Source organism: Pseudoduganella chitinolytica, assembly GCF_029028125.1.
Classification (GTDB): Bacteria; Pseudomonadota; Gammaproteobacteria; order Burkholderiales; family Burkholderiaceae_D; genus Rugamonas; species Rugamonas chitinolytica.
The window spans coordinates 159,219-184,377 of record NZ_CP119083.1 but is presented as its reverse complement, the minus strand read 5'-3'; the positions used below and the strand labels follow the sequence as shown (position 1 = coordinate 184,377).

The following is a 25,159-nucleotide window of genomic DNA, read 5'->3' as shown; positions in this document are numbered from 1 at the left end:
TCAGGAATGGCTCAGCAGCGCGTACAGCACCATGCCCAGGCCGGCCAGCGACACCAGCCAGACCAGCGACCGCACGACCGGCACGCCCAGCGCGTACAACGGCACGTAGAGGACGCGCGCGCCCAGGTACAGCCAGCAGCCCCACCATGTCAGCGTGCCCTCGGCACCCGCCACGTGCGCCGCCAGCACCGCGGCCGCGAACAGCGGCAGCGTTTCGAACAGGTTCAGCTTGGCCCGCTCCAGCCGCGCGGTGACCTGGCCCTGCGGCGGCGCGCCGCCGTCGCGCGCGCCGGCGTTGTACATGATCCCCGTCTCCCGTGTGCGCAGCGTCGAATGCAGCAGGATCTGGACGATCGCCAGGACCAGGGTCCAGCCCAACAGATACAGTTCGGTGCTCATGATGCCCTTTCTCCAGTGTGGAAGGGAGACGGCGCCGCACGCGCCGCGTCCAGTGCGGCCTGCAGTTCCATCAGGTCGTACGGCTTGCGCAGGCAGGCGGCGGGGAAACCCAGGTGCTCGAGCGCTTCCTTGCCATAGCCGGTGGAGAAGATCACGCGCAACGGTTTCGCGGCCACGACGCGGCGCGCCAGCTCGATGCCGGACATGCCGGGCAGGCTGACGTCGGTGAACAGGATGTCGAAGTCCTGCACCTGCATCAGTTCCCACGCCGCCTCGCCGTCCGACACGCCGGACACCGTGTGCCCCAGCATGCCCACCAGTTCGCACACCATCTGCTGCGAATCGAGGTTGTCCTCGACGACCAGCACGCGCAGCGATGCATCGCGTTCGATGGCCGGCGCCGGCTCCAGCAGTTCGCTGGCGCCGCCGGCGCCCGCTTCCAGAACGCTGCGCTGGCGCGCCTGCGCGAGCGCCTGCTGCTGGCGGTTGTTCAGCACGTGGCGCAGCTTGCGCGCCAGTTCCTCGCGCCGGTACGGTTTGCTGAGCAGCTCCAGGCCTTCGTCCAGGCGGCCGCCGTGCACGATCGAGTTCTGCGGGTAGCCCGACGTGAACAGCACCGCCAGGTCGGGCCGCAGTTGCTGCGCGATGCGGGCCAGTTCGGGGCTGCGCAACGGCCCGGGCATGACGACGTCCGTGAACAGCAGGTCGACCGGCTCGCCCGACTCGATGATGCGCAGCGCCTGTTCGCCATTTGCCGCCTGCAGCACGCGGTAGCCCAGCGCCGCCAGCATGTCGAGCACCACGTGGCGCACGCCGTCGTCGTCCTCGACCACCAGGATCGTCTCGCTGCCGCCCGTCTCGGGCCCCGTGCGCGGTGCGATGTCGTCCACTTCCGCCAGCATCGTGCGGGGCAGGTAGATCTTGACGCTGGTGCCCTGTCCCGGCTCGCTGTAGATCTTGATGTGGCCGCGGCTTTGCTTGACGAAGCCATATGCCATCGACAGCCCCAGGCCCGTGCCCTCGCCTTCCGGCTTGGTCGTGAAGAACGGCTCGAAGGCGCGCTGCAGCACGTCGGCCGTCATGCCGCAGCCGGTGTCCGTCACGGACAGCATCACGTACTGGCCGGCCGGCACGTCCACCAGGTTGTTGACGTAGTACTCGTCCAGCACCGCGTTGCCCAGCTCGATCGTCAGCCGCCCCGCGCCCTGCATGGCATCGCGCGCATTGATCGCCAGGTTCAGGATGACGTTCTCGATCTGGCCCGGATCGACGAGCGTGTTCCACAGGCCGCTGCCGACGACGGTGACCAGTTCCACGGCCTCGCCCAGCGCGCGGCGCAGCAGTTCGTCCATGTTCGACACCAGCCGGCCCAGGTCGGCCACCACCGGCTGCAGCGGCTGGCGCCGCGCGAACGCCAGCAACTGCGACGACAGCTTGGCGCCCCGTTCCACCGCGCCGATCGCCATCTCCAGCCGGCGCCGCGCCACCCGGTCCTCCTGCACGTGCTGCGCCAGCAAGTGCAGGTTGCCCGAAATGATCTGCAACACGTTGTTGAAGTCATGCGCCACGCCACCCGTCAGCTGGCCTACGGCCTCCATCTTCTGGGCCTGGCGCAGCGCCTCCTCGGCCTTGTCGCGCTCCGCGATCTCGCGCGTGACGCGCTGTTCCAGCGTGTCGTTCAGGTCGCGCAGCGCCGCCTCGATGCGGCGCCGTTCCGTGATGTCGATCTTCACGGCGATCAGCGCGACGGGCTGGCCGGACGCGTCGTCCAGCCGGCTCATGCTGCTCGAGATCCACACCCATTCGCCGTCGGGACGGAAGTAGCGCTTCTCCAATGTGAACGGCTCGCCCGTGGCCAGCAGCTGCGCTACCAGCGCCGTGTTGCCGGCCTTGTCGTCCGGGTGGATCAGGTCGTCCATGTGCAGGCCCAGCATCTGCTCCTCGCTGCGCCCCAGCATGCGGCACAGCGCGCCGTTGACGCGCTGGAAGCGCCCTGCCAGGCTCAGTTCCGACAGGCCGACGGAGGCCTGGCCGAAGATGGCCGCGAGGCGGTCCTGGCTGGTGCGCAGCTCCTGCTCGATCTGGCGCCGCTGGGTGATGTCGAACGCCACGCCCACATAGCGCCGCTGCGCTTCCGTCGGGCCTTCGATCACTTCGCCCTGGCGCGCCACCCAGCGCACCTCGCCCGTATCGGCACGGCGGATACGGTACTCGGTATAGGTCAGCGGATTGTCGCCATGCTGGAGCCGGTTCGGCCCCACCCGGTCGTGGTCACGCTCGTCGACGAGCGACACCAGCAGGTCATCCGTCACCTCGACGTCATCCGGCAGGCCCCACACGCGGCGGTACTGGTTCGACACTACCATCCGCCCCGTCGCGGGGAACCACTCGAAGCTGCCGATGCCGCCGGCCTGCTGCGCCATGCGCAGCCGCTCCTCCGTGAGGATGCGGTCGGTGACGTCGACGCCGTCGACGAACACGCCCGTCACGCTGCCGTCCGGCGCGCGCAGCGGCTGGTAGACGAAGTCCAGGTAGCGCGGCTCCAGCGTGCCGCCCGGCTCTTTCAGCAGCTCGACCTTCTGCTGGCGCCCGACATACGGCTGGCCGCTGGCATAGACACGATTGAGCAGCTCGACGAAGCCCTGCGAGCGCACTTCCGGCAGCGCCTCGGCCAGGCGCTTGCCGATGATGTCGCGCCCGCCGACCAGCTGCTGGTAGGGCCGGTTGGCCAGCTCGAACACGTGCTCCGGCCCGCGCAGCACGGCCATGAAGCTGGGCGCCTGCTCGAACAGGTCGCGCAGCAGCGTCGTTTCCTCGCGCAGCCGGCGGTTCTGCCGATCCAGTTTCGCGCGGTCCTCGGCGGCCAGGCGCTCGCGCCGCACGCGCTCCGTCACTTCCACCACGGTACACAGCACGCCGCCGACGGCGCCGCAAGTGTCGTAGACGGGTGTGTAGAACAGGTCGAACCACACTTCTTCCGGTTCACCATTGCGCAGCACGGTGAAGCCGGCCCCCAGGTGCTGGCGCGTTTCGCCGCGCAGCCCCGCTTCCAGGATGGCGCGGTTCCAGTCCCACAGTTCCGGCCATGCCTGCGGCACTGTGCCGCCGAGCGCCGCCGGGTGGCGCGCCCCGGCGATCTCCGCGTAGCCGTCGTTGTAGAGCATGACGTGCTGCGGCCCCCACATCAGTACCATCGCGATGGGCGAGTTGAGCACGATGTCCACGGCGGTGCGCAGCGCCGGCGTCCACTCCGCCGGCGCCCCCAGCGCCGTCGTGCGCCAGTCGAACGCGCGCACCAGGTCGCCCGTGGCGCCACCGCCGCGCGGCAGGTACCCCGCGATGCCGGCCAGGTCCGCGCTGCCGGGCCAGTTCATGCCGCCAGTCCGTGCGCGACGGCGCGCTCCGCCGCGCGTGGCAACGTCACCGTCGACACGGTGACGCCTTCGCTCGATACGACCGTCAGCTCGCCGCCATGGGCACGCACGAACGTATTGGCCGTGTAGAGGCCAAGGCCCAGGCCCTGGCCCGATTTGCGGCTGCCGCCGCGGTGCTGGAACGGCTCGAAGATGTGCGCCAACCGTTCATCGGGGATGGTGCCGCGATTGGTGATGACGACGGCGACGCGCTCCGCGGCGCTGCCGTCCACCCGCACCAGCACCGAGTGGTCGGCCGCGCCATGCTGCAGCGCGTTGCCCAGCAAATTGGACAGTGCCTGTGCGAAGATGCCCGCGTCCACCGGGGCCACCGGATCGCCGTTGCACTCGACCAGCACGCGCGATGGCCGCTCAGGCACGACAAACTCGTCGGCAATCGCCCGGCACAGCTGCTCCAGGTCGTGCGGGGCCGTCTTCAGCTGCATGTCGCCGGTGCGGATGCGCGCCAGGTCGAGCAGTTGGTCCACCATCGACGCCATCCGTTTCGCGCTGCTCTGGATGCGCTGCGCCGTCACGGCGACCTTCGGGTGGTCCGTCATCATCGGCAGCAACATGGCGCCGTTCATCACGACCGACAGCGGCGTACGCAAGTCGTGCCCCAGCACGGCGGTAAACATCTCGTTCAGGTGCAGCGCGCGGCGCAGCTCTTCGAGTTGCTGCGACAGCTGCTTCTTCTGCTGGTACAGCTCGACGAAGACGTTGACCTTGCTGACGAGGGCCTTGGCGTCGATCGGCTTGTACAGGAAGTCGACGGCGCCCGCCTCGTAGCCACGGAAGCTGTAGCTGGGCTCGCGCGAGGCGGCCGTCAGGAAGATCAGGGGGATGGAACGGGTGCGCTCGCTGCCGCGGATCAGTTCAGCCAGCTCGAAGCCGTCCATGTGCGGCATCTGCACGTCCACCAGCGCCAGCGCCACCTCGTGCACGAGCAGCAGCTCCAGCGCCTCGGCGCCGGAAGCCGCCTTCAGCAAGGCGATGCCGGGCCGGGCCAGCAAGGCCTCGATGGCAATGAGGTTCTGCGGGACGTCGTCCACGACGAGGATATTGATCAAGGCTGTCACAACGTGTCTGTTCTGGTAACGGTTCGTTTCGGCCGGACGCGACGAGCCGCCGGCCCGGCGGTAACCCCGCAGGCCGCGGCTCGCTGCGCCCATTTTCGGCAAGGACGAATGGTACCAGCATTTGTCAAAATGACAGCGCATGGTTGAACCGGCCAGTGTTATCAAACGTTCACGCCTTTCATGCCCTCTGGCGAGTAGCGCTCGCCGGCGGCAATCCCGGGCGGGAACGCTTCATCGATCGTGCCCACGTCGGCGTCTGTCAGCCGCACGTCCAGGGCGCCCAGGTTTTCCAGCAGCCGGTCGACGCGCCGCGTACCGGGAATCGGCAGCACGTGTTCGCCCCGTGCCAGCAGCCACGCCAGCGCCAGCTGGGCCGGGGTGCAGCCCTTGGCTGCGGCCAAGGCACGCACGGTGTCGGCCAGGCGGGCATTGGCCTGCCCGGTCGCGCCGGTAAAGCGCGCATTGGCGCTGCGGAAGTCGCCGGGTGCCAGGCTGGCCGTGTCGACGGTGCCCGTGAGGAAGCCGCGCCCCAGCGGGCTGTAGGCGCAGAACACGGCGCCCAGCTCCCGACAAGCCTGCAGTACGCCATCCTCCGGGTCGCGTGTCCACAGTGAGTATTCGCTCTGCACGGCGGCGATCGGATGGATGGCGGCGGCGCGGCGCAGCGTGGCCGGCGTCACCTCGCACAGCCCGATGGCGCGCACCTTGCCCTCCTCTACCAGCCGGGCCAGCGCGCCCACCGTCTCCTCCAGCGGCGCAGCCGGGTCGAGCCGGTGCGCGTAGTACAGGTCGATCGTGTCGACGTCCAGGCGGCGCAGCGATGCTTCGCAGGCGGCGCGGATGTAGGCGGGGCTGTTGTCGATGCGGCGCTCGTAGCTGCCCGGCTTGCGCACCAGCCCGAACTTGGTGGCGATGCGGACCTGGCCGTGCCGCCCCTCGAGGAAGCGCCCCAGCAGCTCCTCGTTGTGGCCCAGGCCATAGGTATCGGCCGTGTCGAACAGCGTGACGCCTTCGTCCGCCGCCCGCGCCAAGGTGCGCAGCGAGTCGGCATCGTCGCTGGGACCATAGAACTCGGACATGCCCATGCAGCCCAGGCCCAGGGCCGCTACCTCCATGTCCGCCAGTTTGCGTGTCTTCATCGTGCCCTCCGTTGTCGATGGGGCCAGTCTGCGTCCGCGCCCCGGCCTTGGGAATGTCCGGTTTCGTGATACCTTTTCGGTATGAGACCGATCGATACACGCGCATTGGAACTGTTCGTGGCCGTCGCCACGTGCCTGAACTTTCGCCAGGCGGCGGAGCGGCTGCACATGACGCAGCCGCCCCTCAGCCGCGCGATCCGCCAGCTGGAAGAGCGGCTGGGCCAGCGCCTGTTCGAGCGCAACACGCAGCACGTGGCGCTGACGGTGGCCGGCACGGCACTGCTGCCGCGCGCGCAGCGCATCCTGGCGCTGCTGGACGATGCGTTGGGTGCTGTGCGAGCGCAGGGCGACGGCACGGCGCCGCCCCTGCGCCTGGGGTTGACGACGTCGGTGGAGGCGGGCTCGTTCCAGCCGTTGACGGAGGCACTGGCGCGGGCGCTGCCGCGGGCGCCGGTGTTGCACGCGGATGCTTCGCCGAAGCTGGTCGCGGCCCTGCGCGCCGGCCGGCTCGACGCCGCCGTCATCGCGCTGCCCACGCGCACGTTCGACCTGGCGGTCCAGCCGCTCGGGCCGCAGCCGATGCTGGCGGCACTGCCGGCCGAGCATGCGCTGGCGCGCCGCCGCCGGGTCGCGCTGGCCGACCTGGCGCACGACAAGCTGTTCTGGTTCGAGCGCGCGCGCCAGCCGGCGTTCTTCGACCATTGCCATGCCGTGTTCGCGCGCCACGGCTTTGCACCGCCCCTGCTGCGCGAGCCGCAGGACCATCACGTGCTGCTGGCGGGGATCGCGGCCGGCCAGGGGGTGGCGCTGCTGCCGGCGTCGTTTGCCGCGCTGCGCCTGCGCGGCGTGGCCTACCGGCCGCTGCGCGAAGGTGTCGAGCTGGCCGTCGGGCTGGGCCTGGCGCTGGCGGGCGGCACGCATCCGGCGCTGGCCACGCTGCAGCGCATCGCCCGCCTGCACCTGGCCGAGGCAGGGCCGGCGCGGCGCGGCAAAACCGGGTAACATCGCGCCTTTCCATCTTTGCTGCACACGCCATGACTTTCCATCTCAGCGACACCACCTACGGCACCGATACGCCGGAAGCCAAACAAGCGATGTACGCCGACCTGCGCTCGCAGTTGACGGGCCTCGTGCACGGCGAAACCGACTGGATCGCCAACACGGCCAACTTCAGCTCCCTGGTGTTCAATACGATGCCGGGCCTGAACTGGGCCGGCTTCTACTTCCTGAAGACGCGGGACGAACTGGTGCTGGGCCCGTTCCAGGGCAAGCCCGCCTGCATCCGCATCAAGCGCGGGCGCGGCGTCTGCGGGACGACGGTGGAAAAAGGCGAGGCGATCGTCGTGGCGGACGTGCATGCGTTCCCCGGCCACATCGCATGCGACGTCAACTCGCGTTCGGAGCTGGTCGTGCCCCTGTTCTCGAAGGGGGAGATCATCGGCGTGTTCGACCTGGACAGCCCGTTGCCGAACCGCTTCGACGCGGTGGACGCGGAGGGAATCGGCTCGCTCGTGAAGATTCTCGAGCAGACGCTCGAAGACTAGACTGTTGCTGCAAAACCCGGGTCCGTCCCAAATGCCGCGTCCCTAATGCCGCTAAGTTAAGAGATTCTGATATCCGTACAACAGCCTCAAGGCTTGGGGTCTGTCCCGTTTTTCGGGCGGTCCGGCGATCCGGCTGACCCCGGTTTCTCTCGCGCAAGTTCATGCTTCTGCGATTAAAACCAGGGTCAGTCCCCTGCGGGGCGATACGGCGGCCCGGCAGACCCTAACCCGGCGACCGTTCGCTTAACTTAGCGGCATTAGGGTCCGTCCCGGGTTTTTTACACCAGCAGCGCTGCGCTCATCGACTTGGCCTGGTCGGCCGCCTCGTCCAGCAGCGTGGCCACGTCCGGCTCGTTGAGGTAGCGCGTCAAGGCCGGCGTGCGCGTCAGCGCCAGGTCTTCCGTGTACGGCAGCGGCGACGCGACCGGCGACAGCTGCCGCGCCAGCAGCAGCGTGTCGCGCAGGCCCTGCGGCGGAATGCCGATGGCGCCGCCGCGCAGCGACACGATGGCCAGCGCCACCGGCTCGGGCACCTGCAGCTTGTTCATGATCTCGCGCGCGATGATCTCCTGCGCCGCGCCCATCCACTCTTCCGGATCGTCCAGCAGGCCGGGCAGCGCGTCGGCCCGCCCCAGCAGGTAAAAGCCGCCCACTTCATGCATGATCCCCGCGAACAGCGCGGTATCGGCATCGACGTGGGTGATGCGCTGCGCGATCACGTAGGCCAGCGCGGCCACGTGCGCCGTATAGCGCCACAACTGCTCGGCCTGCCCGCGCAGCACGGGCTCGGCAATACGGGCACCGAACTGGCGCACCACCATGGCCGCCGCCAGCGAATACAGGTTGCGGTAACCGAGCCGCATGACGGCCGTGCGCACGCTGGTGGCCAGCGCGGCACCGTTCGAACGGAACACGGCCGAGTTGGCCAACGCCACCGCGCGCGCGGCCAATACCGGCTCGGCCAGCAATTTGCGGATGACGTCCTCGTCGTGGCAGGCCGGGTCGGCCAGGCACAGCTGCAATGACAGCGCCGCGTTGACGCTGGTGGGAAACACCAGTTCCCCCCGCTGCGCCTCGGCCACGATGGCGGCGAAATCCTTCAATTTTTCCTTTTCCATGGCGCCACTATACCCGCGAATACCATCTCTCAAGAAGTGTGCGGCGCCGAAACGCCGGCAAAACAGCAGCTGAGGCCGCCGCAACCACCGTCCGGTAGATGATTGTTACCAAGAAAAAGTATACATTATTGCTTTCTGTAATTTATTTCTTGATACCAAGGCTGACGATGACCGTACGAACGCCCTCGCTGCTCGATCGCCTGTACTTTTCGCCGCTGCGCTGCATGCCCGGCCACCGGTACTTCATTGCATCCGGCCTGGTGCTGGCGATCGTCACGGTGACGCTGCGGCTTACCGCCGTCCACCATGGCCGCTGGGGTGGCATCGCCGTGGCGCTGCAGATCGCCGCCGCAGCCGGTTATGCGCTGCTGGTACTGCTGCGCTACGGCTGGTCCTACCCCGGCACGAACATGATCGCCCACGGCAACGGCCGCAACCGCTGGACCATCCACATGGGCCCGGCGGTCTCGCTGCTGCCGTGGTATTACGCACGCCAGCACCCGGCCTTCATCACGGAGGACATCTACCGCATCCTGCACCGCATGGACGATAACGGCCAGGTCGCCACGGTACGGCTGGAAAGTCATCTGCTGGCCGACGACGCGACCCGCCGCGCGGGCGCCGCCCGCCTGCGCCGTACGTTCCCACACTGGCAGGTGACCGACCAACTGAACCCGGCGCCGCTGGCGGCCCTGACGGCGTGGCAGCTGACGCGACTGCATGCCGCTTTGCGGCGGCGGCGGGGCGAAGGGCCGCCGGCGCCGTTTCGGGCCGGGGCGCCGGTGGGGTTGATCGTGGTGGAGGTGGGGCCGGCGCTGCCTGCGGCCCTGTCCCGGAAAGCGGGTTGAGCTGTACCAATGACGCTCTCAACATTACGTCCCAATCACGATGCTGGCGGAGGTTCCGGTTGCTAATGGATAGATTTTGGAGTAATGTTGGATGTCGATTGGAATATAACCGGAGAGTAATCATGCCTGAACTTCGTCTCGACGTGCCGCAAGTGGTCCTGGATGCGATCAACGACAAGCTCAACCGAATCAACCAATACCCGGCTGGAACCCGGCTGTCGGCAAACGACATCGGCAGGGAAGCATTGGCGGTGTATAAATGGGTCTTGGACCGTTCGGATGATGGTCTGGCGATCGTTGCCGCCGGGGCGGACAGCAAGCCGGTAGTGCAGATTACAACGCCGCACCTGCCGGCAAGGCGGCCGAGCCGCTGAGCGATTCATGAGCGATCCGATTGCGCAAGATTCACCCTCGCCCGCGTCGGGTGCTCTGGCCCGGGAGCAGATGGTCGAGGATCTGGGCATATCGGATGGGGTCCATTCGCCCGAGGGCCTGGCCCAAATTTTGCCAGTTGACAACCTGCACATTCCCAACGACAGCGAACACCGCTCACAGCTCGGGATGCGGGAGACGATCACCGTCTGGCTGGTGGGGTTGCTCTGCGCGATCATTGCACTGGCGTTCATCGCGCTGTTCATGGACGACAGTCTTCCTCTTTTCGAAAAGCGATATGAGCGCCTCAAAGGCATCCTGGACGTCATCATGGGCCCGGTGGTGACATTGCTTTCCTCCGTGATCGGCTTCTACTTTGGCTCGCAAGTGGCGCAGCAACGTCGATCCCCGGAAGAAAAACCGTAACGGTTACTCGTCATGACCTGGCCACGCAAGATTGCCTCTTCGACGCTACACGCGCTTGGCCTGATTTTCGGCAAAATTCTTCCATTGCTGGCAACCGTCACAATCGTCGGGTTGGTCGTCGCCGGCACGAAATCGCTGCGCTCCCGTCCAGCGGATGAGACCATCTTTCTTTACAACGCGACGCAGGGCTATGACAAGCAGTCGATCCCCTCGGATCAGTTGTTCGCGTTCGCGTCGGCGACCTTGTCCGAGCCAAGCAAAAAAATGTTGGCTGAAGTTGCGACGGAGCTGAAAAAAAGCCAGCCAAGCAAAATCATCGTCGTGGGCCATACGGATTCCATCGGTGACGCCGCCATGAATCAGCGACTAAGCCAGGAACGGGCAAACGCGGTGCGCCGACAGCTTCTGCTGGCGGAAGTTGAGTCCCCATCATTGATAGCGGTAGGCGTAGGCGACCGTTTTCCCATCGTCGACCAGGCAACGTGCAAGGGCAAGCCGGAGCCCGAGCTGATCAAATGCCTCGACAAGAATCGCCGGGTGGAAATCTGGTCCAGGCCAGCTCAGTAGCCGGCCAGAGCTCCCGGCCCGACCGTGGCTCTGTCTTACCCAACCTTCAGCCCCCCGTCGCGCGCCTGACGGCCGAGTTACTGCGGGGTAGCCGCTGACGGCACAGCTGTTGCCCCGTCCGGGCAAGAACAGTGCGAAGAGATCGCGCGATGTCGGCCTGGTCCGCGCGGCGGTTGCCGGCACCGCCAACCCAACCATCAAAGCAGGTAAAATGCACCCCTGACAACCCCGCGCCGTCCGGCGCGCCAGCCTTACCGACTCCCAGAAATGAACGTTCCAGCCGAAATCAACGCCGCCGCCGTCAAGCACAGCCCTGCCGAAAAAGTCACCCCCATGATGCAGCAATACCTGCGCATCAAGGCGGAACACCCGTCGATGCTGGTGTTCTACCGCATGGGCGACTTCTACGAGCTGTTCTTCGACGATGCCGAGAAGGCCGCGCGGGTGCTGGGGATCACGTTGACGGCGCGCGGCTCGCAGGGCGGCGTGCCGATCAAGATGGCGGGCGTGCCCTTCCACTCGCTGGACGGCTACCTGGCCAAGCTGGTCAAGCTGGGCGAGTCGTGCGCCATCTGCGAGCAGATCGGCGATCCCGCCACCAGCAAGGGCCCCGTCGAACGCAAGGTGGTGCGCATCGTCACCCCCGGCACGCTGACCGATTCGGACCTGCTGCCGGAGAAGTCGGAACGCCCGCTGCTGGCCATGTTCGTCATGGGCCAGCGCAAGCAGCACACCGCCGGCCTGGCGTGGCTGTCGCTCGCTTCGGGCAACCTGCGCCTGATGGAATTCTCGGGCGAGGCGCGCGCCGTCCAGGCGCGCCTGCAGCAGGAACTGGAACGCATCGTGCCGGCCGAGATCCTGCGCGCCGACAGCGGCGAACTGTTCGACGAGATCACGATCTGCCACGTCAACAACGTGCCGGAATGGCACTTCGACGTCGTGCACGGCCACAAGGCCCTGCTGGACCAGCTGGGCGTGGCCACGCTGACGGGCTTCGGCGCCGATGGCATGGGCGCCGCGTTCGGCGCGGCCGGCGCGCTGCTGCGCTATGCCCAGTCCACGCAAGGGCGCGGCCTGCAGCACGTGAAGAGCCTGACGTGCGAGACGGAGAACGAATTCATCGGCCTGGATGCGGCCACGCGGCGCAACCTGGAGCTGACGGAAACCATCCGCGGGCAGGAGTCGCCGACGTTGTTCTCGCTGCTGGACGGCTGCCGCACGGCGATGGGTTCGCGTTTGCTGCGCCACTGGCTGCACCACGCGCGGCGCGACCAATCGGTGGCGCGCGCCCGCCACGATGCCATCGCGGCGCTGATGCAGGACGACGCCACCGGCTCGCTGTCGTACCACCTGCAGCACGTGCCCGACATCGAGCGCATCACCACGCGCGTGGCGCTGCTGACGGCGCGTCCGCGCGACCTCGCCGCCCTGCGCGACGGCTTGCAGCAGCTGCCCAAGCTGCAGAAGTCGGTGGAGCGCGTGCTGGCCCTGGACAATGCCGCCAGTTTGCTGCGTCGCATCCACGACGCGCTGGCCACGCCCGAGGCGTGCGTCGACCTGCTGGTGCGCGCCGTGATGCCGGAGCCGGCGACGATGGTGCGCGACGGCGGCGTCATCGCGCGCGGCTTCGATGCTGAGCTGGACGAGCTGCGCGGCCTGTCCGAGAACGCCGGCCAGTACCTGGTCGAACTGGAAGCGCGCGAGCGCGCCCGTACCGGCATCGCCAACCTGCGCGTGGAATACAACCGCGTGCACGGCTTCTACATCGAGGTCACCAACGGCCAGGCCGACAAGGTGCCGGACGACTACCGCCGCCGCCAGACACTGAAGAACTGCGAACGCTACATCACGCCGGAACTGAAGGCGTTCGAGGACAAGGCACTGTCGGCCCAGGACAAGGCCCTGGCGCGCGAGAAAATCCTGTACGACCAGCTGCTGGCCGACCTGGCGCCCTTCATCGGCACGCTGCAGTCGATCGCGCAAGGCGTCGCGCAGCTGGACACCCTGACGGCGCTGACGGATCACGCGCTGCGCAACAACTGGTGCGCGCCCAAGCTGGTGCCGCACGCGTGCATCGACATCGTAGAGGGCCGCCACCCCGTCGTGGAAAACCAGATCGAGCGCTTCATCGCCAACGACTGCAAGCTCGTCGACGAGCGCCGCCTGCTGCTGATCACGGGCCCGAACATGGGCGGTAAATCGACGTTCATGCGCCAGGTCGCGCTGATCACGCTGTTGGCCTACATCGGCAGCTACGTGCCGGCCGCCAGCGCGACGATCGGTCCGATCGACCGCGTCTTCACCCGCATCGGCGCGACCGACGACCTGGCGGGCGGGCGCTCCACCTTCATGGTGGAGATGACGGAAGCGGCCACGATCCTGAACGGCGCCACCGAGCATTCGCTGGTACTGATGGACGAGATCGGGCGCGGCACCTCGACCTTCGACGGCCTCGCGCTGGCCTGGGCCATCGCGCGCCACCTGATCGACACGAGCCGCAGCTTCACGCTGTTCGCCACCCACTACTTCGAGCTGACGCAGCTGCCGGAAAGCCATCCGACGGCGGCCAACGTGCACCTGTCGGCCGTCGAGCACAAGGACAGCATCGTGTTCCTGCACGCGGTGCAGGACGGTCCCGCCTCGCAAAGTTACGGCCTGCAGGTGGCGCAACTGGCCGGCGTGCCGCAGCCCGTCATCAAGGCCGCGCGCAAGCACCTGGCGCGCCTGGAAGCGCAGGCACTGGACGCCACGCCGCAGCTGGACCTGTTCGCGGCCCCGGTGCCCGATTGCGACGACGAGGACGCTGCGGCTCCGCCGCCGGCAGTCGACCCTGCCTTGCAGGCGCTGATGGACGCACTGGACGAGCTCGATCCGGACGCCCTGACGCCGCGCGAGGCGCTGGACCGGCTGTACCAGCTCAAGCACCTCGCGGCCACGCCCGCATGAGGCAAGCGGGGACGCGCATGCTGCTGGCCGCGGCCCTGCTGGGCGCCGCACTGGCCGGCGCGCGCGCGGCCCCGGCCGGACCGTCCAGCGACGATCCCTTCGAGTTCGTCGTGATCGGCCACACGTTCCCGGGCGAGTCGGGCGACGACGACCTGAAACGCACCATCGCCCGGGCCGACAAGGCCCGGCCCGCCTTCGTCATCGCCGCCGGCATCAAGTCGGCCAGCGAGGCGTGCAGCGACAAGCTGTACCAGCAGCGCAGGACCCTGCTGAACAAGTCGGACCGGCCCTTGATGGTGGTACTGGCCTCCGGCGACTGGACCGACTGCCGCAACAGCGCCGGCCGCTCCAATGCGCTGGAACGGCTGAACCGCATCCGCGAACTGTATTTCGACAGCCGCGAATCGCTGGGCGAGCGCAAGCTGGAACTGAACCGGCAGTCCACCATCACCAAGTTCCGCAGCTATGCGGAGAACGCCTACTGGGAACGGGGTGGCGTGCTGTTCGCCACCATCAACCTGCCCGCCAACAACAACCACTACCTCACCGAGGCGGGCCGCAACAGCGAATACGAAGACCGCTTCGTGGCCAACCGGGCGTGGCTGCAGCGCCTGTTCGGCATGGCCAAGCGGCGCAAGCTGGCGGGGCTCGTGCTGTTCTCGGACGGCGACCTGCGGGCCCACGTCGAGCAGGGCTTCTCGCTGCTGGCCGGCTTCTCGGCAAAACAGGACGGCTTTGCCGACACGCGCAAGCTGGTGCGCACGCTGGCGGAAAAATACCCCGGCAAGGTGCTGCTGGTGGACACGGCGCGGCCCCCGGCCGACCCGGCCGGCGCGAAAGGCGCGGAACCGCCAGGGACGCTGACGTGGCGCGGCAACCTGGGCCACGTGACGCTGACGGGAGAATGGAACGCCGTGCGGGTGGAACCCGATACCGCTGGCCTGTTCACGCTGATACGCGACAGCCATCCGGCGGAAGGCGGCAGGGGGGAAGCGAAAAAAGCGGAGAAAACCGAGAAGGCGGACAAGCCCGGCAAGGCCGAGCGCGCGCCCTGAAACGACAGCGGGCCGCCGCAGCGGCCCGACAGGGGGAACGATGCTTAGTGGATCGGCTGCGAGCGGAACTGGTCGCCCGCGTCGCCTTCGTCCTCGTCATCGTCGTGATGGTGGCCGTGGGCGCCGTGCACGTGTTCGTGGGCGATTTCCTCTTCGGTGGCTTCGCGTACGTCCGTCACCTTCAGTTCGAAGCGCAGCGCCATGCCCGCCAGCGGGTGGTTACCGTCCAGCACGACCTTGTCTTCGGCGATGTCGGTCACGGTGAAGATCATCGCTTCCTCGTCGCTGTCGCCATCGGGCATGCCTTCGAACTGCATGCCCACTTCCAGCGGCTCCGGCAGGCGCGAGCGGGGCTCGACCTTGACCAGGTTCGGGTCGTAGTCGCCGAAGGCATCTTCCGGCTCGATCTGGAGCGTGTTCTCGTAGCCCACGTCCTTGCCTTCCAGTTCTTCCTCGATCTTCGGCAGCGTGTTCTCGTACCCGCCGTGCAGGTACACCATCGGCTGGCGACCGTCTTCGATCAGATTGTTCTGAGCGTCGGACAGCTTGTACTGCACAGTCACGACGGTGTTCTTGGCGATCTTCATCTTTTACATCCTTTCAGGTCTGGTAGCGCGCATTATACCCGCAGGCCGATCCCCCCATCGCCGCGCTGGCGGCGCTGGCGGGCCGGTGGATCAACTATAATCCCGTCCATGAAAAAAGACGCTCCCCTCCGCCTCCTGGGCGACATCACGCCGGCGCAATTCATGCGCGACTACTGGCACAAGAAACCCCTGCTGATCCGCCAGGCCATCCCCGGCTTCAAGCCGCTGCTGCCGTTCGCGCAACTGGCCGAGCTGGCGACGAAGGACTACGTGGAATCGCGCCTCGTCACGCTGACGGACGGGCAATGGGACATGCAGCACGGCCCCCTGCGGGACCTGCCGGCGCGCACGCAGCGCGAGTGGACCATGCTGGTGCAGGGCGTCAACCTGCAGGACGACGCGGCCGACGCGCTGCTGCGCCAGTTCCGCTTCGTGCCGGATGCGCGGCTGGACGACCTGATGGTGAGTTTCGCCACCGACGGCGGCGGCGTCGGTCCCCACTTCGATTCCTACGATGTATTCCTGCTGCAGGCCGAGGGCCAGCGGCGCTGGCGCATCGGCCCGCAGAAGGACCTGTCGCTGGTGGAAGGCCTGCCGTTGAAGATCCTCAGCAATTTCGAGCCGACCGAGGAGTTCGTGCTGGAGCCGGGCGACATGCTGTACCTGCCGCCCCACTACGCCCATGACGGCGTCGCCATCGGCGACTGCCAGACGTATTCGATCGGCTTCCGCTCGCCGTCGTACCAGGAGCTGGGCGAGGCGTTCCTGCAGTTCATGGCCGACTCGATCGACCTGCCGGGCCGCTACGCCGATCCGGACCTGGCACCGTCCGGCAAGCCGGCCGAGATCCCGAAGGACATGCTGGGCACGATTGCCGATGAGCTCAACAAGATGCAGTTCACGGAAGACGATTTCACGATCTTCCTGGGCGAGTACCTGTCCGAGCCGAAGCACAACGTGTTCTTCACCGGCCCGGACAAGCCGCTGCCGGCCGGCCGCTTCGCGCAGACCGCGGGCAAGAAAGGCGTGACCCTGTCGCGCAAGACGCAGATGCTGTACCGTGGCAAGCACGTCTTCATCAATGGCGAGTCGTTCGCGATCGGCCGGGCCGACAAGGTGACGCTGGAAACGCTGGCCAACGAACGCCGGCTCGACGGCGCTGCCGTGGCGGGTGCGTCGGAAGACGTCATGGAGGCCCTGTACGCGTGGTATACGGACGGCTGGCTGGAACTGAACTGACGTAATCACCGGGTGGAGGCAGCGATGGCGGCGCAGGCATTCGATACCCGGGCCGGGTTCCAGGCCCGGCTGACGGCCCTGCTGGGCCGGGCCCGCGTGTCGCTGCGCATGTTCGATCCTGATTACGCGGACTGGCAGCTGGGCAGCTCGGCCAGCGACGCACTGCTGCGCACTTTCCTGCGTGGCGGTGGCCGGCTGCAATTGGTAGCGCACAGCAATGCGCGCCTGGAGCGCGACGCGCCCCGCTTCCTGCGCCTGTTGCAGGACTATGGCCACCTGATCGACTGCCGCGTGACCAACCGTTCGCTGCGCCACCTGACGGACTCCTTCTGCGTGGCGGACGAACGGGACATCGTGCGCCGCTTCCACAGCGATTTCTTTCGCGGCGAGGCAAATTTCGATGCGCCTTCGTCAACCCAAACGAGCCTGGAGCGTTTTGAGGGTATCTGGGCCGAGACAATGCCCGGTCTGCACGCAATCGTTACTGGATTGTGAGCAGGAAACCGGTACAATCCTGCCCGTTCGACAGCGTCGTCTGCGTTCGAGTCGGTGGCGCCGGTAAAGCTGCGCAAAGTAGCCTGAAGTTGCGAGTTTGCTATTGCCTTTGTGCAAAAAAGTTATGAATTCGTCCTGTGCTGCTATTGCGACGCTACAAGAATCGCTATAATATTCGGTTAGGAAGTTTCCGTTGTCAGGGGCACCATATGGTCCGAACGACCACGAAACGCCCTAACGAGCGATAATTACCGGTAATTATTCATCGCAACACTGTTATTTTGTGAATTAATTAAGGAAAACAAATGAAAAAATCCCTGCTGATCGCCTCCCTGCTGGCTGTTGCTCTGGCTGCTTGCTCCAAGAAAGAAGAAGCACCAGCTGCTCCAGTAGCTACCCCAGAAGCAACCGCTCCTGCTGCTGACGCTGCTGCAACCCCAGCCGCTCCTGCTGCTGACGCTGCTGCTACCCCAGCTGCTCCTGCTGCTGACGCTGCTGCTTCGGCTGCTGCTGACTCCGCTGCTGCTGCTTCGCAAGCCGCTTCGGCTGCTTCGGAAGCCGCTTCGGCTGCCGCTGCTGCTGCCAAGTAATTGGCCGCACGAGCCATCCTTCGGGATGGCTGACGGAAAAAAAACCGCCTTCGGGCGGTTTTTTTTATGGGGACTGTCCCCGCAGGGGACTGTCCCCGAAGTCTGCTAACACGGACCGACACTGCATGGCTGAGGGACTGTCCCCAACGGGGACTGTCCCCAACGGGGACTGTCCCCAACGGGGACTGTCCCTGGTTTTTATCCGTGGCTCGAGCTCACTTCCATGCCCTTCCAACCCGACTGCCGCGGAAGAAAACCAGGGTCAGTCCCCTGCGGGGACAGACCCTAACCCTGCAGCGTCAATACGCCCTCCAGCGAGATCCGGCGCTCCCCGGCCGCATCGGCCAGCAACTGATCGCCACCCAACCGGACTGGACGTCTCGCCAGCGGAAACCCGCGGTGACGCCTGACGCGGCTGAGGGACTGTCCCCAACGGGGACTGTCCCCTGGTTTTTATCCGTGGCTCGAGCTTACTTCCATCATGCCCTTCCAACCCGACTGGCACAGAAGAAAACCAGGGGAAGTCCCCTGCGGGGACAGACCCTGAGCCTGCAGCGTCAATACGCCACGCAGAACCGCGCCCGCCGATGCGCCGGCCGCTCCAGCTCATCGACCAACGCGACCGCGTAATCCTCCAGCGAAATCCGGCTCTCCCCGGCCGCATCCACCAGCAACTGGTCCGCGCCCAGCCGGAACTGCCCCGTGCGCGTGCCCGGTTCCAGGTGCGCGGCCGGGCTCAGCATCGTCCAGTCCAGCGCCGGCTCCGCACGCAGCAGGTTCAACGCCTGCCGTGCACCCTCGGCCGTACCCTTCCACTGCGCCGGGAACGCCGGCGTATCGACCAACTGCACGCCAGGCGCCACTTCCAGGCTGCCGGCGCCGCCGACCACCAGCAGGCGTGGCACATTCGCCGCCTTCGTCGCGCCGATCACGGCCGTGATGCCGCGCACATAGTAGTCATAGACGTCCGCCTGCGCATGGCCGCTGAACGCACTGATGACGGCGTCGTGCCCGCGCAGTTGCGCCGCCAGGGCCGTTGGGTCCTGTACGTCCGCCTGCACGGCCGTGACGCCTGCGCGCCCGGCCAGCTTTTCCGGTCGCGTCACGATGGCCGTGACCGCGTGGCCCCTCGCCAATGCTTCGTCCAGCAGCTTCGCGCCCACATAGCCGGTAGCGCCGATCAGTACGATATTCATGGTGTGTCCTTTCAGGTGAGTAATGCAGAGCATCATGCACCGGGACGTTGATACGATAAACAGATGAGTCCATAATTCATTCATCCGACTTTCTTAACAATCGCCATGGCCCTGCCCGGACAGATCGACCTCAACGACCTCGTCGTGTTTGCCGCCGTCGTCGAGGCGGGCGGTTTCTCCGCGGCAGCGCAGCGCTTGGGCGTGGCGCCGGCCAAGGTCAGCGTGGAGGTGGCGCGACTGGAGAGCCGGTTGGGCGTGGCGCTGTTTGCCCGCACGACGCGCCGCGTGGTCCCGACCGAAGCCGGCGAGGCCCTGCATGCGCGCTGTGCGCCGCTGCTGCAGGAGCTGCGAACAGCCATCGACACGGTGCACGCGCCCACGGCGGCGCTGACGGGCAACCTGCGCGTGACGGCGCCGATCGACCTCAGCAGCGGTTCGGTGGCGCCCGCGCTGAGCCGCTTCGCGCAATCGCACCCGGCGCTGTCGATCGACCTGCGCAGCGCGGACGGCATCGCCGACCTCGTCGCGGAAGGCATCGACGTGGCCATCCGCATGGGCTGGCTGCGCGACTCCTCCCTGCGCGCGGTGAAGCTGGGGGAATTCGAGCAGTACATCGTCGCGTCGCCCGACTACCTGGCTCGCGTCGGCATGCCGCAGGTGCCGGACGACTTGGCCGCGCTGGACTGGATCGCGATGACGCGCCTGCCCACGCCGCTGACGTGGCAGTTGGCTGGCCCCGACGGAGAGACCCGCACCGTACAGACGCGCGCACGCCTCAAGGCAGACTCGTCCGGCGCGCTGCGCGCACTGCTACTGGGCGGCGCCGGCATCAGCATCCTGCACCAGTACGCCGTGCAGGACGACTTGCGCACGGGGCGGCTGGTGCGCGTACTGCCGCAATGGTCGGCCCCGCGCGGCGGCACCTGGGCCGTCGTGCCGCCGGGCCGTCACCTGGCGCGCAATGCCCAGGCCTTTATCGCGTTCTATCGGGAGCATCTGCGCGGGTGGGCGGCGACGCAGTCGTAAAGAGCGCTCTGCTCTTGAGTCCAGTCAACTTGGGAACTCAACGATAGGGCTACCCTTGCGCACTCGGGCTTCGCTCGGGTCGGAGCAGAAAACGCTGCCGAAGTGAACCGAGCCAGGCGACTAAAAAATAATCTTTTTTGCAAGTATAATATCGGCCCGGCAGAAAAGAGGGCCACGCTTGCTCGATGAAACCCACGTTCCTGGTGAACTGCTGCACGGATCCCTAACACAACCGACATCGTTCAATGACGCTCCTGCAAGATCTGCTCAAAGTCCACCAGACCAACCGCCTGTTGCGTTTATCGTTCCCACGCGACGATGCACCGCCGAGCCGGCTCATGGTCAATCGTTTCAGTGGCACGGAGTCCCTGTCACGCGACTTCCGGTTCACTGTCGAACTGCTCAGCGACGACGGGAGCATCGCCCTTGAAACCATGCAGGGCAAGCTGCTCTGCATTTCGCTGGTCCAGGCACGCGGCAAGCTGCGACACTTCACGGGCTACGTCGCCCAGTTCAAGCTCGTCAAGACGGACGGCGGCGTCGCGTTTTACGAAGCGACACTGGTTCCCTGGCTGCACTATGCACGATTCCGGCAAAACAATCGGCTGTTCCACAACCAAGCCCTGCAACAGCAAGCGGAGGAAATCCTGCAGGCTTACGGACAGCTTCCAGTCTGGCAATGGAAAGTCGCGGGCGAACAGCGGCAATACACCATGTGCACCCAATGGTCCGAATCCGACCACAATTATCTGTCCCGGCGCTGGGAGGCCGATGGCTACGCATACTGGTACGACCATACCGACGAGGGCCACACGCTGACGGTCAGCGACGACACGTCACGCGTCGATGCCATCGACGGAGATTCGCCGGACATCCGCTTCCACAGCAAGGGGGGCTCGCTGGAGGAAGACGCAATCGCTCAATGGAGCGTGGTGAGAAGCGTGGCATCGACCCAGTCGGGCGATCAGCGGCTTCGACTTCAAGAACCCGCATCCAATGCATGTCGACACGGCAACGATCAACCAGCAAGGCGACATTCCCGACCTTGAAGTGCACAGCTATGAAGGTCATTATGGCTTCAGCCAGCGTGCGGGGGCGGATCGTCTGGCCCGTCAGCGCATGGAAGAAATCGAGGCGCGCGGCACATACTGCGAGGCACACGGCAACAACAAGAACGTCGCACCGGGACGATGGTTCCGGCTGGTCGATCACTTCAACTACACTGGGCAGGACGGAGAATTCCTGATCGTCGAGGTGCATCACGAAGCCAGGAATAATTACCTGCAAGGCACTGGCGCGGTCGCAGACTACAGTAACCGTTTCACTTGCCAGCCAAGGCACTTGCCATGGCGCCCGGGTCGTGGTTTCGGCAGCCATGACACCAAACTGTTCGCCCTGCAAACCGCATTGGTAGTCGGTTCGGAAGGAAAAGGGGCCCTGAATGTAGACCAGTACGGTCGTATCCAGGTGCGCTTCCACTGGGACCGCGACGAGACGAGCAGCTGCTGGGTGCGGGTCGCCACCAACTGGGCAGGCGGCGAAAAGGGTCTCGCCAGCCACCCGCGGGTCGGTTCGGAAGTCGTCGTGCAATGGCTCGACGGTAACGTCGATCACCCGTTGGTCACCGGTTGCGTCCACAACGAGACTACGATGCCGCCGTGGAAGCTGCCTGAACAACAGGCGCTCTCCGGTCTGCGCAGCCGGGAGTTGGCAGGCGACAGCGGCAATCGTCCTGGCGGCCGCAGCAACCACCTGGTGCTCGACGACACCGCCAACCAGATCCAGGTCCAGCTCAAGAGCGACCATCAGGCCAGCCAGCTGAGCCTCGGCTACATCACCCGTATCGACGACAACGCCGGGCGCAAGGATCCGAGGGGCCAGGGCTTCGAATTGCGCACGGATGGGCACGGTGCCATGCGTGCGGAACAGGGCCTGCTGATTACCACGCAGGCGCGTCCCGCGGCAGAAGCACACATCACGGATATGGCGGAGACGCTGGACCGTATGACGCAAGACCATGACTTGCATGACAGCCTGTCGCAAGCGGCACAACAGGCGCAGGCGCATCAGAGCGGCGATCAGGACCAGGTGGTCCAGGCGGTTCGCGACCAGATCGATGCGATCAAGGGTCGTAATGGCGCGCCCGACAAAGGCCGCTTCCCGGAGTTCCAGGCACCTCATCTGACGCTGGCCAGCCCGGCGGGCATACAGTCCAGCACGGACGGTTCGACCCATCTGGGCAGCACCCAGCATAACGTCCTGACCAGCGGCGGACACGCCAGTATCAGCGCGGGCAAGAGCCTGCTGGTCAGTGTCAAGGAGGCCGTGCGCCTGTTTGCCTACAAAGCGGGCATGAAGCTGGTGGCTGCTAGTGCCGATATCGACATCACGGCACTGAAGGAAAGCGTCAACATCCTGGCCAAACTGAACATCACGCACAGTGCCAATCGCATTTCCATCAGCGCCAAGGAAGAAGTCGTCATCAACGGCGCAGGCAGCTATACGCGCTGGAATGCATCGGGCATCGAGCAAGGTACGGATGGCAAGTGGCGCTCGCATGCGACGCAGCATGCCATGGTCGGGCCGGCCAATGGTCCGGTTGCCGACGTGAAGCCGATCGACGTCGCCTTGAAAGAGACCCCACCTGAACACCAGGTGGCGTTTTCGGTCCAGCACATTCCGGGGCCGTCGCCGGCACTGTTCGCCGGACTGCCCTATACGCTGTTGAAGGACGGGGCCGAAATCAAGAAGGGCTTGTTCGATGAATACGGGCGCCTGACAGTGGACAAGGCCGAGAAGGGAGCCACTTATCAGGTCCGCCTTCACAACGGCACACTGCACGACATGCCGATCGCGCAAGAACAACTGCAATCCGATCCGGACCAACCCGGGTACAACGAACAGCAGCTGTCCAACAAGGGCTATCGATCCGACGGCCTGGACGACGACAAACGGCTGGCACAACGTGACCGCGGCACTTCTCAATAACTGCATACGCTACCAGGCACAAATCTGAATGAGCACTTCCGAGCCAACCGACCTGATCAAACTGCTGTCGGAAATACAGAATCCTGAAAAAAGTCACGTCGACCTCATCAAGCGACGTGCGAAGGGCAGCCTCCAATGGTTTCTGGAGAAGGACAGCAAGACGCATCCTGTCCATGATAACAACGACCTGAAGTTTTTCATTTGCGGAGAAGAAGGCTTTGCCGCGATCGAGAAAGACATCCGGGCGGCGGTCAGCAGTATCGACCTGGTGCTGTGGGGCTTCGATCCCGGCATGGAACTGGTACGCAGCGGCAAGGTCTGGCCGCGCGGCACCACCTACGGTGACCTGCTTACCGCCAAGGCGAAAGAGGGCGTCAAAGTTCGCCTCCTGGTCTGGTACGGCGGCGACTTGCCCCTGGTGGGATTCGTGCCGTTCTTGCAGCCACTTTCCAAAGAGGTTGGCAACGTACCTGATATCGGAACGCTGAGCGGCGTTTCGCTGAACGGTGTCGCATGGCCGAAACAGCTATCGGACCTGAAGGCCCCCGCTACCGCCGGGAAATCGCGCACCGATGTCATGAAACTGCGCCAAGAATACTGTAACAAGTGGTGGGATGCCGCGCTTCATGACGGTTTCCCCAACGTGGAGGTCCGGCTGCGAAAAGCCCATCCCATGTGGATTTCGCATAGTATAAAGAAATACCTTCCCGGCGCGGTCAAGACGATGGCCGAATCCAAAGGTATAACGCACGTCGGTACGCACCATCAGAAACCGATCCTGATCGATTATGCGCCGGACAAGGAAAACGCTGGCAAGGCGAACCCGTGCGGCTATGTCATGGGCCTCAACAGTGTCACCGACTACTGGGACACTGTGGAGCACCGCTTTAACGATCCCCAGCGCGAGCTCAGCCCGGACGGTGCGTTTTGGACCAAGGCCTGGCATCGGAAACCCCTGCGCGACTATGCCATCCGGGTGGAGGGCGAGGCGCTGTACTGCCTGAACAAGAACTTCGTCGAGGGATGGGACAACGCCAGCGGCTACGGGATGGCGCACGGTGCTTCCGTCTTCAGCAGGAGCCTGGAAAAGCAGCGTCGCTCGGTCCGGCCCGAACATCTGCCCGTTCCACCAGGCGCCAGATGCCGGGCACAGGTGCTGCGCACATTCCCCGAGAAACAAGACGCCACCATCCTGAAGGCGTATATCCTGGCAGCGGCCAATGCCGTCAATTACATCTACGTCGAGAACCAGTACTTCCAGCTCGACGACTGGCCTCGCCTGATCAAGAAGATGCGCAGCCAATACTGCGAGGCGATGATGCAGGCCGGCGCAAAGTCGGCCGACATTGCGCCGCTCACTATTTTCGTCGTCATACCGCAAGCCGAGCGAGGCCAGATGGTGCCGGCTACCTACGACACCATCAATCAGCTGGGTCATGGCCAGTCGATGGGCGCCTACGACAAACTTGTGCAGGGCCAGCGCAAGGGCGAGCCCAACTCGGGCGGTGGCATTGTCAAGGCCTCGCTGAAAGCCGCCCCGGCCAATCCGAAGGGGGAACTCGAAGCGCTCGGCATCCAGACCGTGGTCGCGATGCTGATGTCCTACGACGCCGGCAACGAAGCGAAGGATATACTGGTCAAGGGTCGCGACAACGATGCCCAGAAGGTACAAGCGGCTATCGAGGAAGAGAAGAATGCGCGCATGAAGGTTCATGGCGGCAAGGCCGACGACGTGGATCCAGGGAACTACAGCGAATACAATATCGTGCCGCGCCGCTATCGTGAAATCTACATTCACAGCAAATTGATGTTCGTGGATGATGTCTTCACGACACTGGGTAGCGCGAATCTCAATGCCCGGAGCATGGCTGGTGACAGTGAATTGAATATCTGCACTGAGGAATGGGCTTTCACAAGAGCAGCGCGCAGACGAGTCTGGAGCAATCTAGCAGGGGATGATGCTAATGGCGGCGAGGCTACACAAAAGGATATCGAAACAACCCGCAACAACTGGCTACGTCGAATGGCTTTGAATAGGAAAAATCGTGCTGGCAATACGCCTCCAGAGCATAACAGTTTTATCCACCCGCTTGAAGATCCGCGAGGAGAGCCGTCAATAAGGCTAGCATAAA

22 protein-coding genes are annotated in these 25,159 nt (G+C 65.4%); 15 read left to right on the top strand and 7 right to left on the bottom strand.

What is annotated here, in order from left to right; all coding sequences use genetic code 11:
* The 4 genes from PX653_RS00800 to PX653_RS00785 all read right to left on the bottom strand — a co-directional run bounded on the left by PX653_RS00800 (window position 1) and on the right by PX653_RS00785 (window position 6,030).
* The gene (locus tag PX653_RS00800) at window positions 1–399 is read right to left on the bottom strand and encodes an MAPEG family protein (protein ID WP_277416070.1); all 399 of its coding nucleotides are present in this window, start codon (window positions 397–399) and stop codon (window positions 1–3) included.
* Window positions 396–3,773, bottom strand: coding sequence for a hybrid sensor histidine kinase/response regulator (locus PX653_RS00795; protein ID WP_277416069.1), 3,378 nt, complete (start codon window positions 3,771–3,773; stop codon window positions 396–398). The genes PX653_RS00800 and PX653_RS00795 overlap by 4 nt, the downstream gene beginning before the upstream one ends.
* Complete coding sequence (locus PX653_RS00790) at window positions 3,770–4,891, bottom strand: hybrid sensor histidine kinase/response regulator (protein WP_277416068.1); 1,122 nt, start codon at window positions 4,889–4,891, stop codon at window positions 3,770–3,772. The genes PX653_RS00795 and PX653_RS00790 overlap by 4 nt, the downstream gene beginning before the upstream one ends.
* 161 nt (window positions 4,892–5,052) lie before the next feature.
* Complete coding sequence (locus PX653_RS00785; RefSeq protein WP_277416067.1) at window positions 5,053–6,030, bottom strand: aldo/keto reductase; 978 nt, start codon at window positions 6,028–6,030, stop codon at window positions 5,053–5,055.
* Window positions 6,031–6,111: 81 nt separating this feature from the next.
* Here PX653_RS00785 and PX653_RS00780 point away from each other — a divergent pair, with 81 nt between their 5' ends.
* Together PX653_RS00780 and msrC are read left to right on the top strand one after the other, a co-directional pair.
* A complete protein-coding gene (locus PX653_RS00780; protein WP_277416066.1) occupies window positions 6,112–7,032 on the top strand; it encodes a LysR substrate-binding domain-containing protein in 921 nt (306 codons plus the stop codon).
* A 32-nt stretch (window positions 7,033–7,064) separates the two neighbouring features.
* Window positions 7,065–7,574: a free L-methionine (R)-S-oxide reductase MsrC gene (gene msrC / locus PX653_RS00775; RefSeq protein ID WP_277416065.1), complete on the top strand. Its 510-nt coding sequence runs from the start codon at window positions 7,065–7,067 to the stop codon at window positions 7,572–7,574.
* A gap of 278 nt (window positions 7,575–7,852) precedes the next feature.
* Here the strand turns inward: msrC and PX653_RS00770 are convergent, their stop codons facing one another.
* Window positions 7,853–8,692 carry an HDOD domain-containing protein gene (locus PX653_RS00770; RefSeq protein ID WP_277416064.1) on the bottom strand — a complete coding sequence of 280 codons (840 nt, stop codon included), beginning with the start codon at window positions 8,690–8,692 and terminating at the stop codon, window positions 7,853–7,855.
* Window positions 8,693–8,859: 167 nt separating this feature from the next.
* Here PX653_RS00770 and PX653_RS00765 point away from each other — a divergent pair, with 167 nt between their 5' ends.
* The 6 genes from PX653_RS00765 to PX653_RS00740 all read left to right on the top strand — a co-directional run bounded on the left by PX653_RS00765 (window position 8,860) and on the right by PX653_RS00740 (window position 14,906).
* The gene (locus PX653_RS00765; RefSeq protein WP_277416063.1) at window positions 8,860–9,540 is read left to right on the top strand and encodes a hypothetical protein; all 681 of its coding nucleotides are present in this window, start codon (window positions 8,860–8,862) and stop codon (window positions 9,538–9,540) included.
* 122 nt (window positions 9,541–9,662) lie between these two features.
* The gene (locus PX653_RS00760; protein ID WP_277416062.1) at window positions 9,663–9,914 is read left to right on the top strand and encodes a hypothetical protein; all 252 of its coding nucleotides are present in this window, start codon (window positions 9,663–9,665) and stop codon (window positions 9,912–9,914) included.
* 7 nt (window positions 9,915–9,921) lie between these two features.
* Entirely contained in the window at window positions 9,922–10,338 is a 417-nt protein-coding gene (locus PX653_RS00755; protein ID WP_277416061.1) for a hypothetical protein, read from the top strand.
* A gap of 12 nt (window positions 10,339–10,350) precedes the next feature.
* Window positions 10,351–10,905 (top strand): OmpA family protein, encoded by a 555-nt coding sequence (locus tag PX653_RS00750; protein ID WP_277416060.1) that lies wholly within the window; start codon window positions 10,351–10,353, stop codon window positions 10,903–10,905.
* A 267-nt stretch (window positions 10,906–11,172) separates the two neighbouring features.
* Entirely contained in the window at window positions 11,173–13,851 is a 2,679-nt protein-coding gene (gene mutS / locus PX653_RS00745; RefSeq protein ID WP_277416059.1) for a DNA mismatch repair protein MutS, read from the top strand.
* Window positions 13,848–14,906 carry a hypothetical protein gene (locus PX653_RS00740; RefSeq protein ID WP_277416058.1) on the top strand — a complete coding sequence of 353 codons (1,059 nt, stop codon included), beginning with the start codon at window positions 13,848–13,850 and terminating at the stop codon, window positions 14,904–14,906. Before mutS ends, PX653_RS00740 begins: the two co-directional genes overlap by 4 nt.
* Before the next feature lie 44 nt (window positions 14,907–14,950).
* Here the strand turns inward: PX653_RS00740 and PX653_RS00735 are convergent, their stop codons facing one another.
* Window positions 14,951–15,493: an FKBP-type peptidyl-prolyl cis-trans isomerase gene (locus tag PX653_RS00735; RefSeq protein ID WP_277416057.1), complete on the bottom strand. Its 543-nt coding sequence runs from the start codon at window positions 15,491–15,493 to the stop codon at window positions 14,951–14,953.
* A 108-nt stretch (window positions 15,494–15,601) separates the two neighbouring features.
* On the opposite strand from PX653_RS00735, the gene PX653_RS00730 reads away from it, so the two are divergent.
* From PX653_RS00730 to PX653_RS00720, 3 genes are all read left to right on the top strand, one after another.
* Entirely contained in the window at window positions 15,602–16,732 is a 1,131-nt protein-coding gene (locus PX653_RS00730) for a cupin domain-containing protein (protein WP_277416056.1), read from the top strand.
* Window positions 16,733–16,756: 24 nt separating this feature from the next.
* Window positions 16,757–17,227 (top strand): DUF7931 domain-containing protein, encoded by a 471-nt coding sequence (locus PX653_RS00725; protein ID WP_277416055.1) that lies wholly within the window; start codon window positions 16,757–16,759, stop codon window positions 17,225–17,227.
* Between the two features lie 305 nt (window positions 17,228–17,532).
* Window positions 17,533–17,817, top strand: coding sequence for a hypothetical protein (locus PX653_RS00720; RefSeq protein ID WP_277416054.1), 285 nt, complete (start codon window positions 17,533–17,535; stop codon window positions 17,815–17,817).
* Window positions 17,818–18,374: 557 nt separating this feature from the next.
* On the opposite strand, the gene PX653_RS00715 is transcribed toward PX653_RS00720, so the two are convergent.
* A complete protein-coding gene (locus tag PX653_RS00715; protein WP_277416053.1) occupies window positions 18,375–19,013 on the bottom strand; it encodes an NAD(P)-dependent oxidoreductase in 639 nt (212 codons plus the stop codon).
* A 105-nt stretch (window positions 19,014–19,118) separates the two neighbouring features.
* Between PX653_RS00715 and PX653_RS00710 the strand changes: the two genes are divergently transcribed.
* The 4 genes from PX653_RS00710 to PX653_RS00695 all read left to right on the top strand — a co-directional run bounded on the left by PX653_RS00710 (window position 19,119) and on the right by PX653_RS00695 (window position 25,158).
* Window positions 19,119–20,039, top strand: a complete 921-nt coding sequence (locus tag PX653_RS00710) for a LysR family transcriptional regulator (protein WP_277416052.1) — start codon at window positions 19,119–19,121, stop codon at window positions 20,037–20,039.
* A gap of 245 nt (window positions 20,040–20,284) precedes the next feature.
* Window positions 20,285–21,088: a type VI secretion system Vgr family protein gene (locus tag PX653_RS00705; protein ID WP_277416051.1), complete on the top strand. Its 804-nt coding sequence runs from the start codon at window positions 20,285–20,287 to the stop codon at window positions 21,086–21,088.
* Window positions 21,036–23,027: a type VI secretion system Vgr family protein gene (locus tag PX653_RS00700; protein WP_277416050.1), complete on the top strand. Its 1,992-nt coding sequence runs from the start codon at window positions 21,036–21,038 to the stop codon at window positions 23,025–23,027. Before PX653_RS00705 ends, PX653_RS00700 begins: the two co-directional genes overlap by 53 nt.
* 28 nt (window positions 23,028–23,055) lie before the next feature.
* Window positions 23,056–25,158 carry a phospholipase D-like domain-containing protein gene (locus tag PX653_RS00695; protein WP_277416049.1) on the top strand — a complete coding sequence of 701 codons (2,103 nt, stop codon included), beginning with the start codon at window positions 23,056–23,058 and terminating at the stop codon, window positions 25,156–25,158.
* Window position 25,159 lies beyond the last annotated feature (1 nt).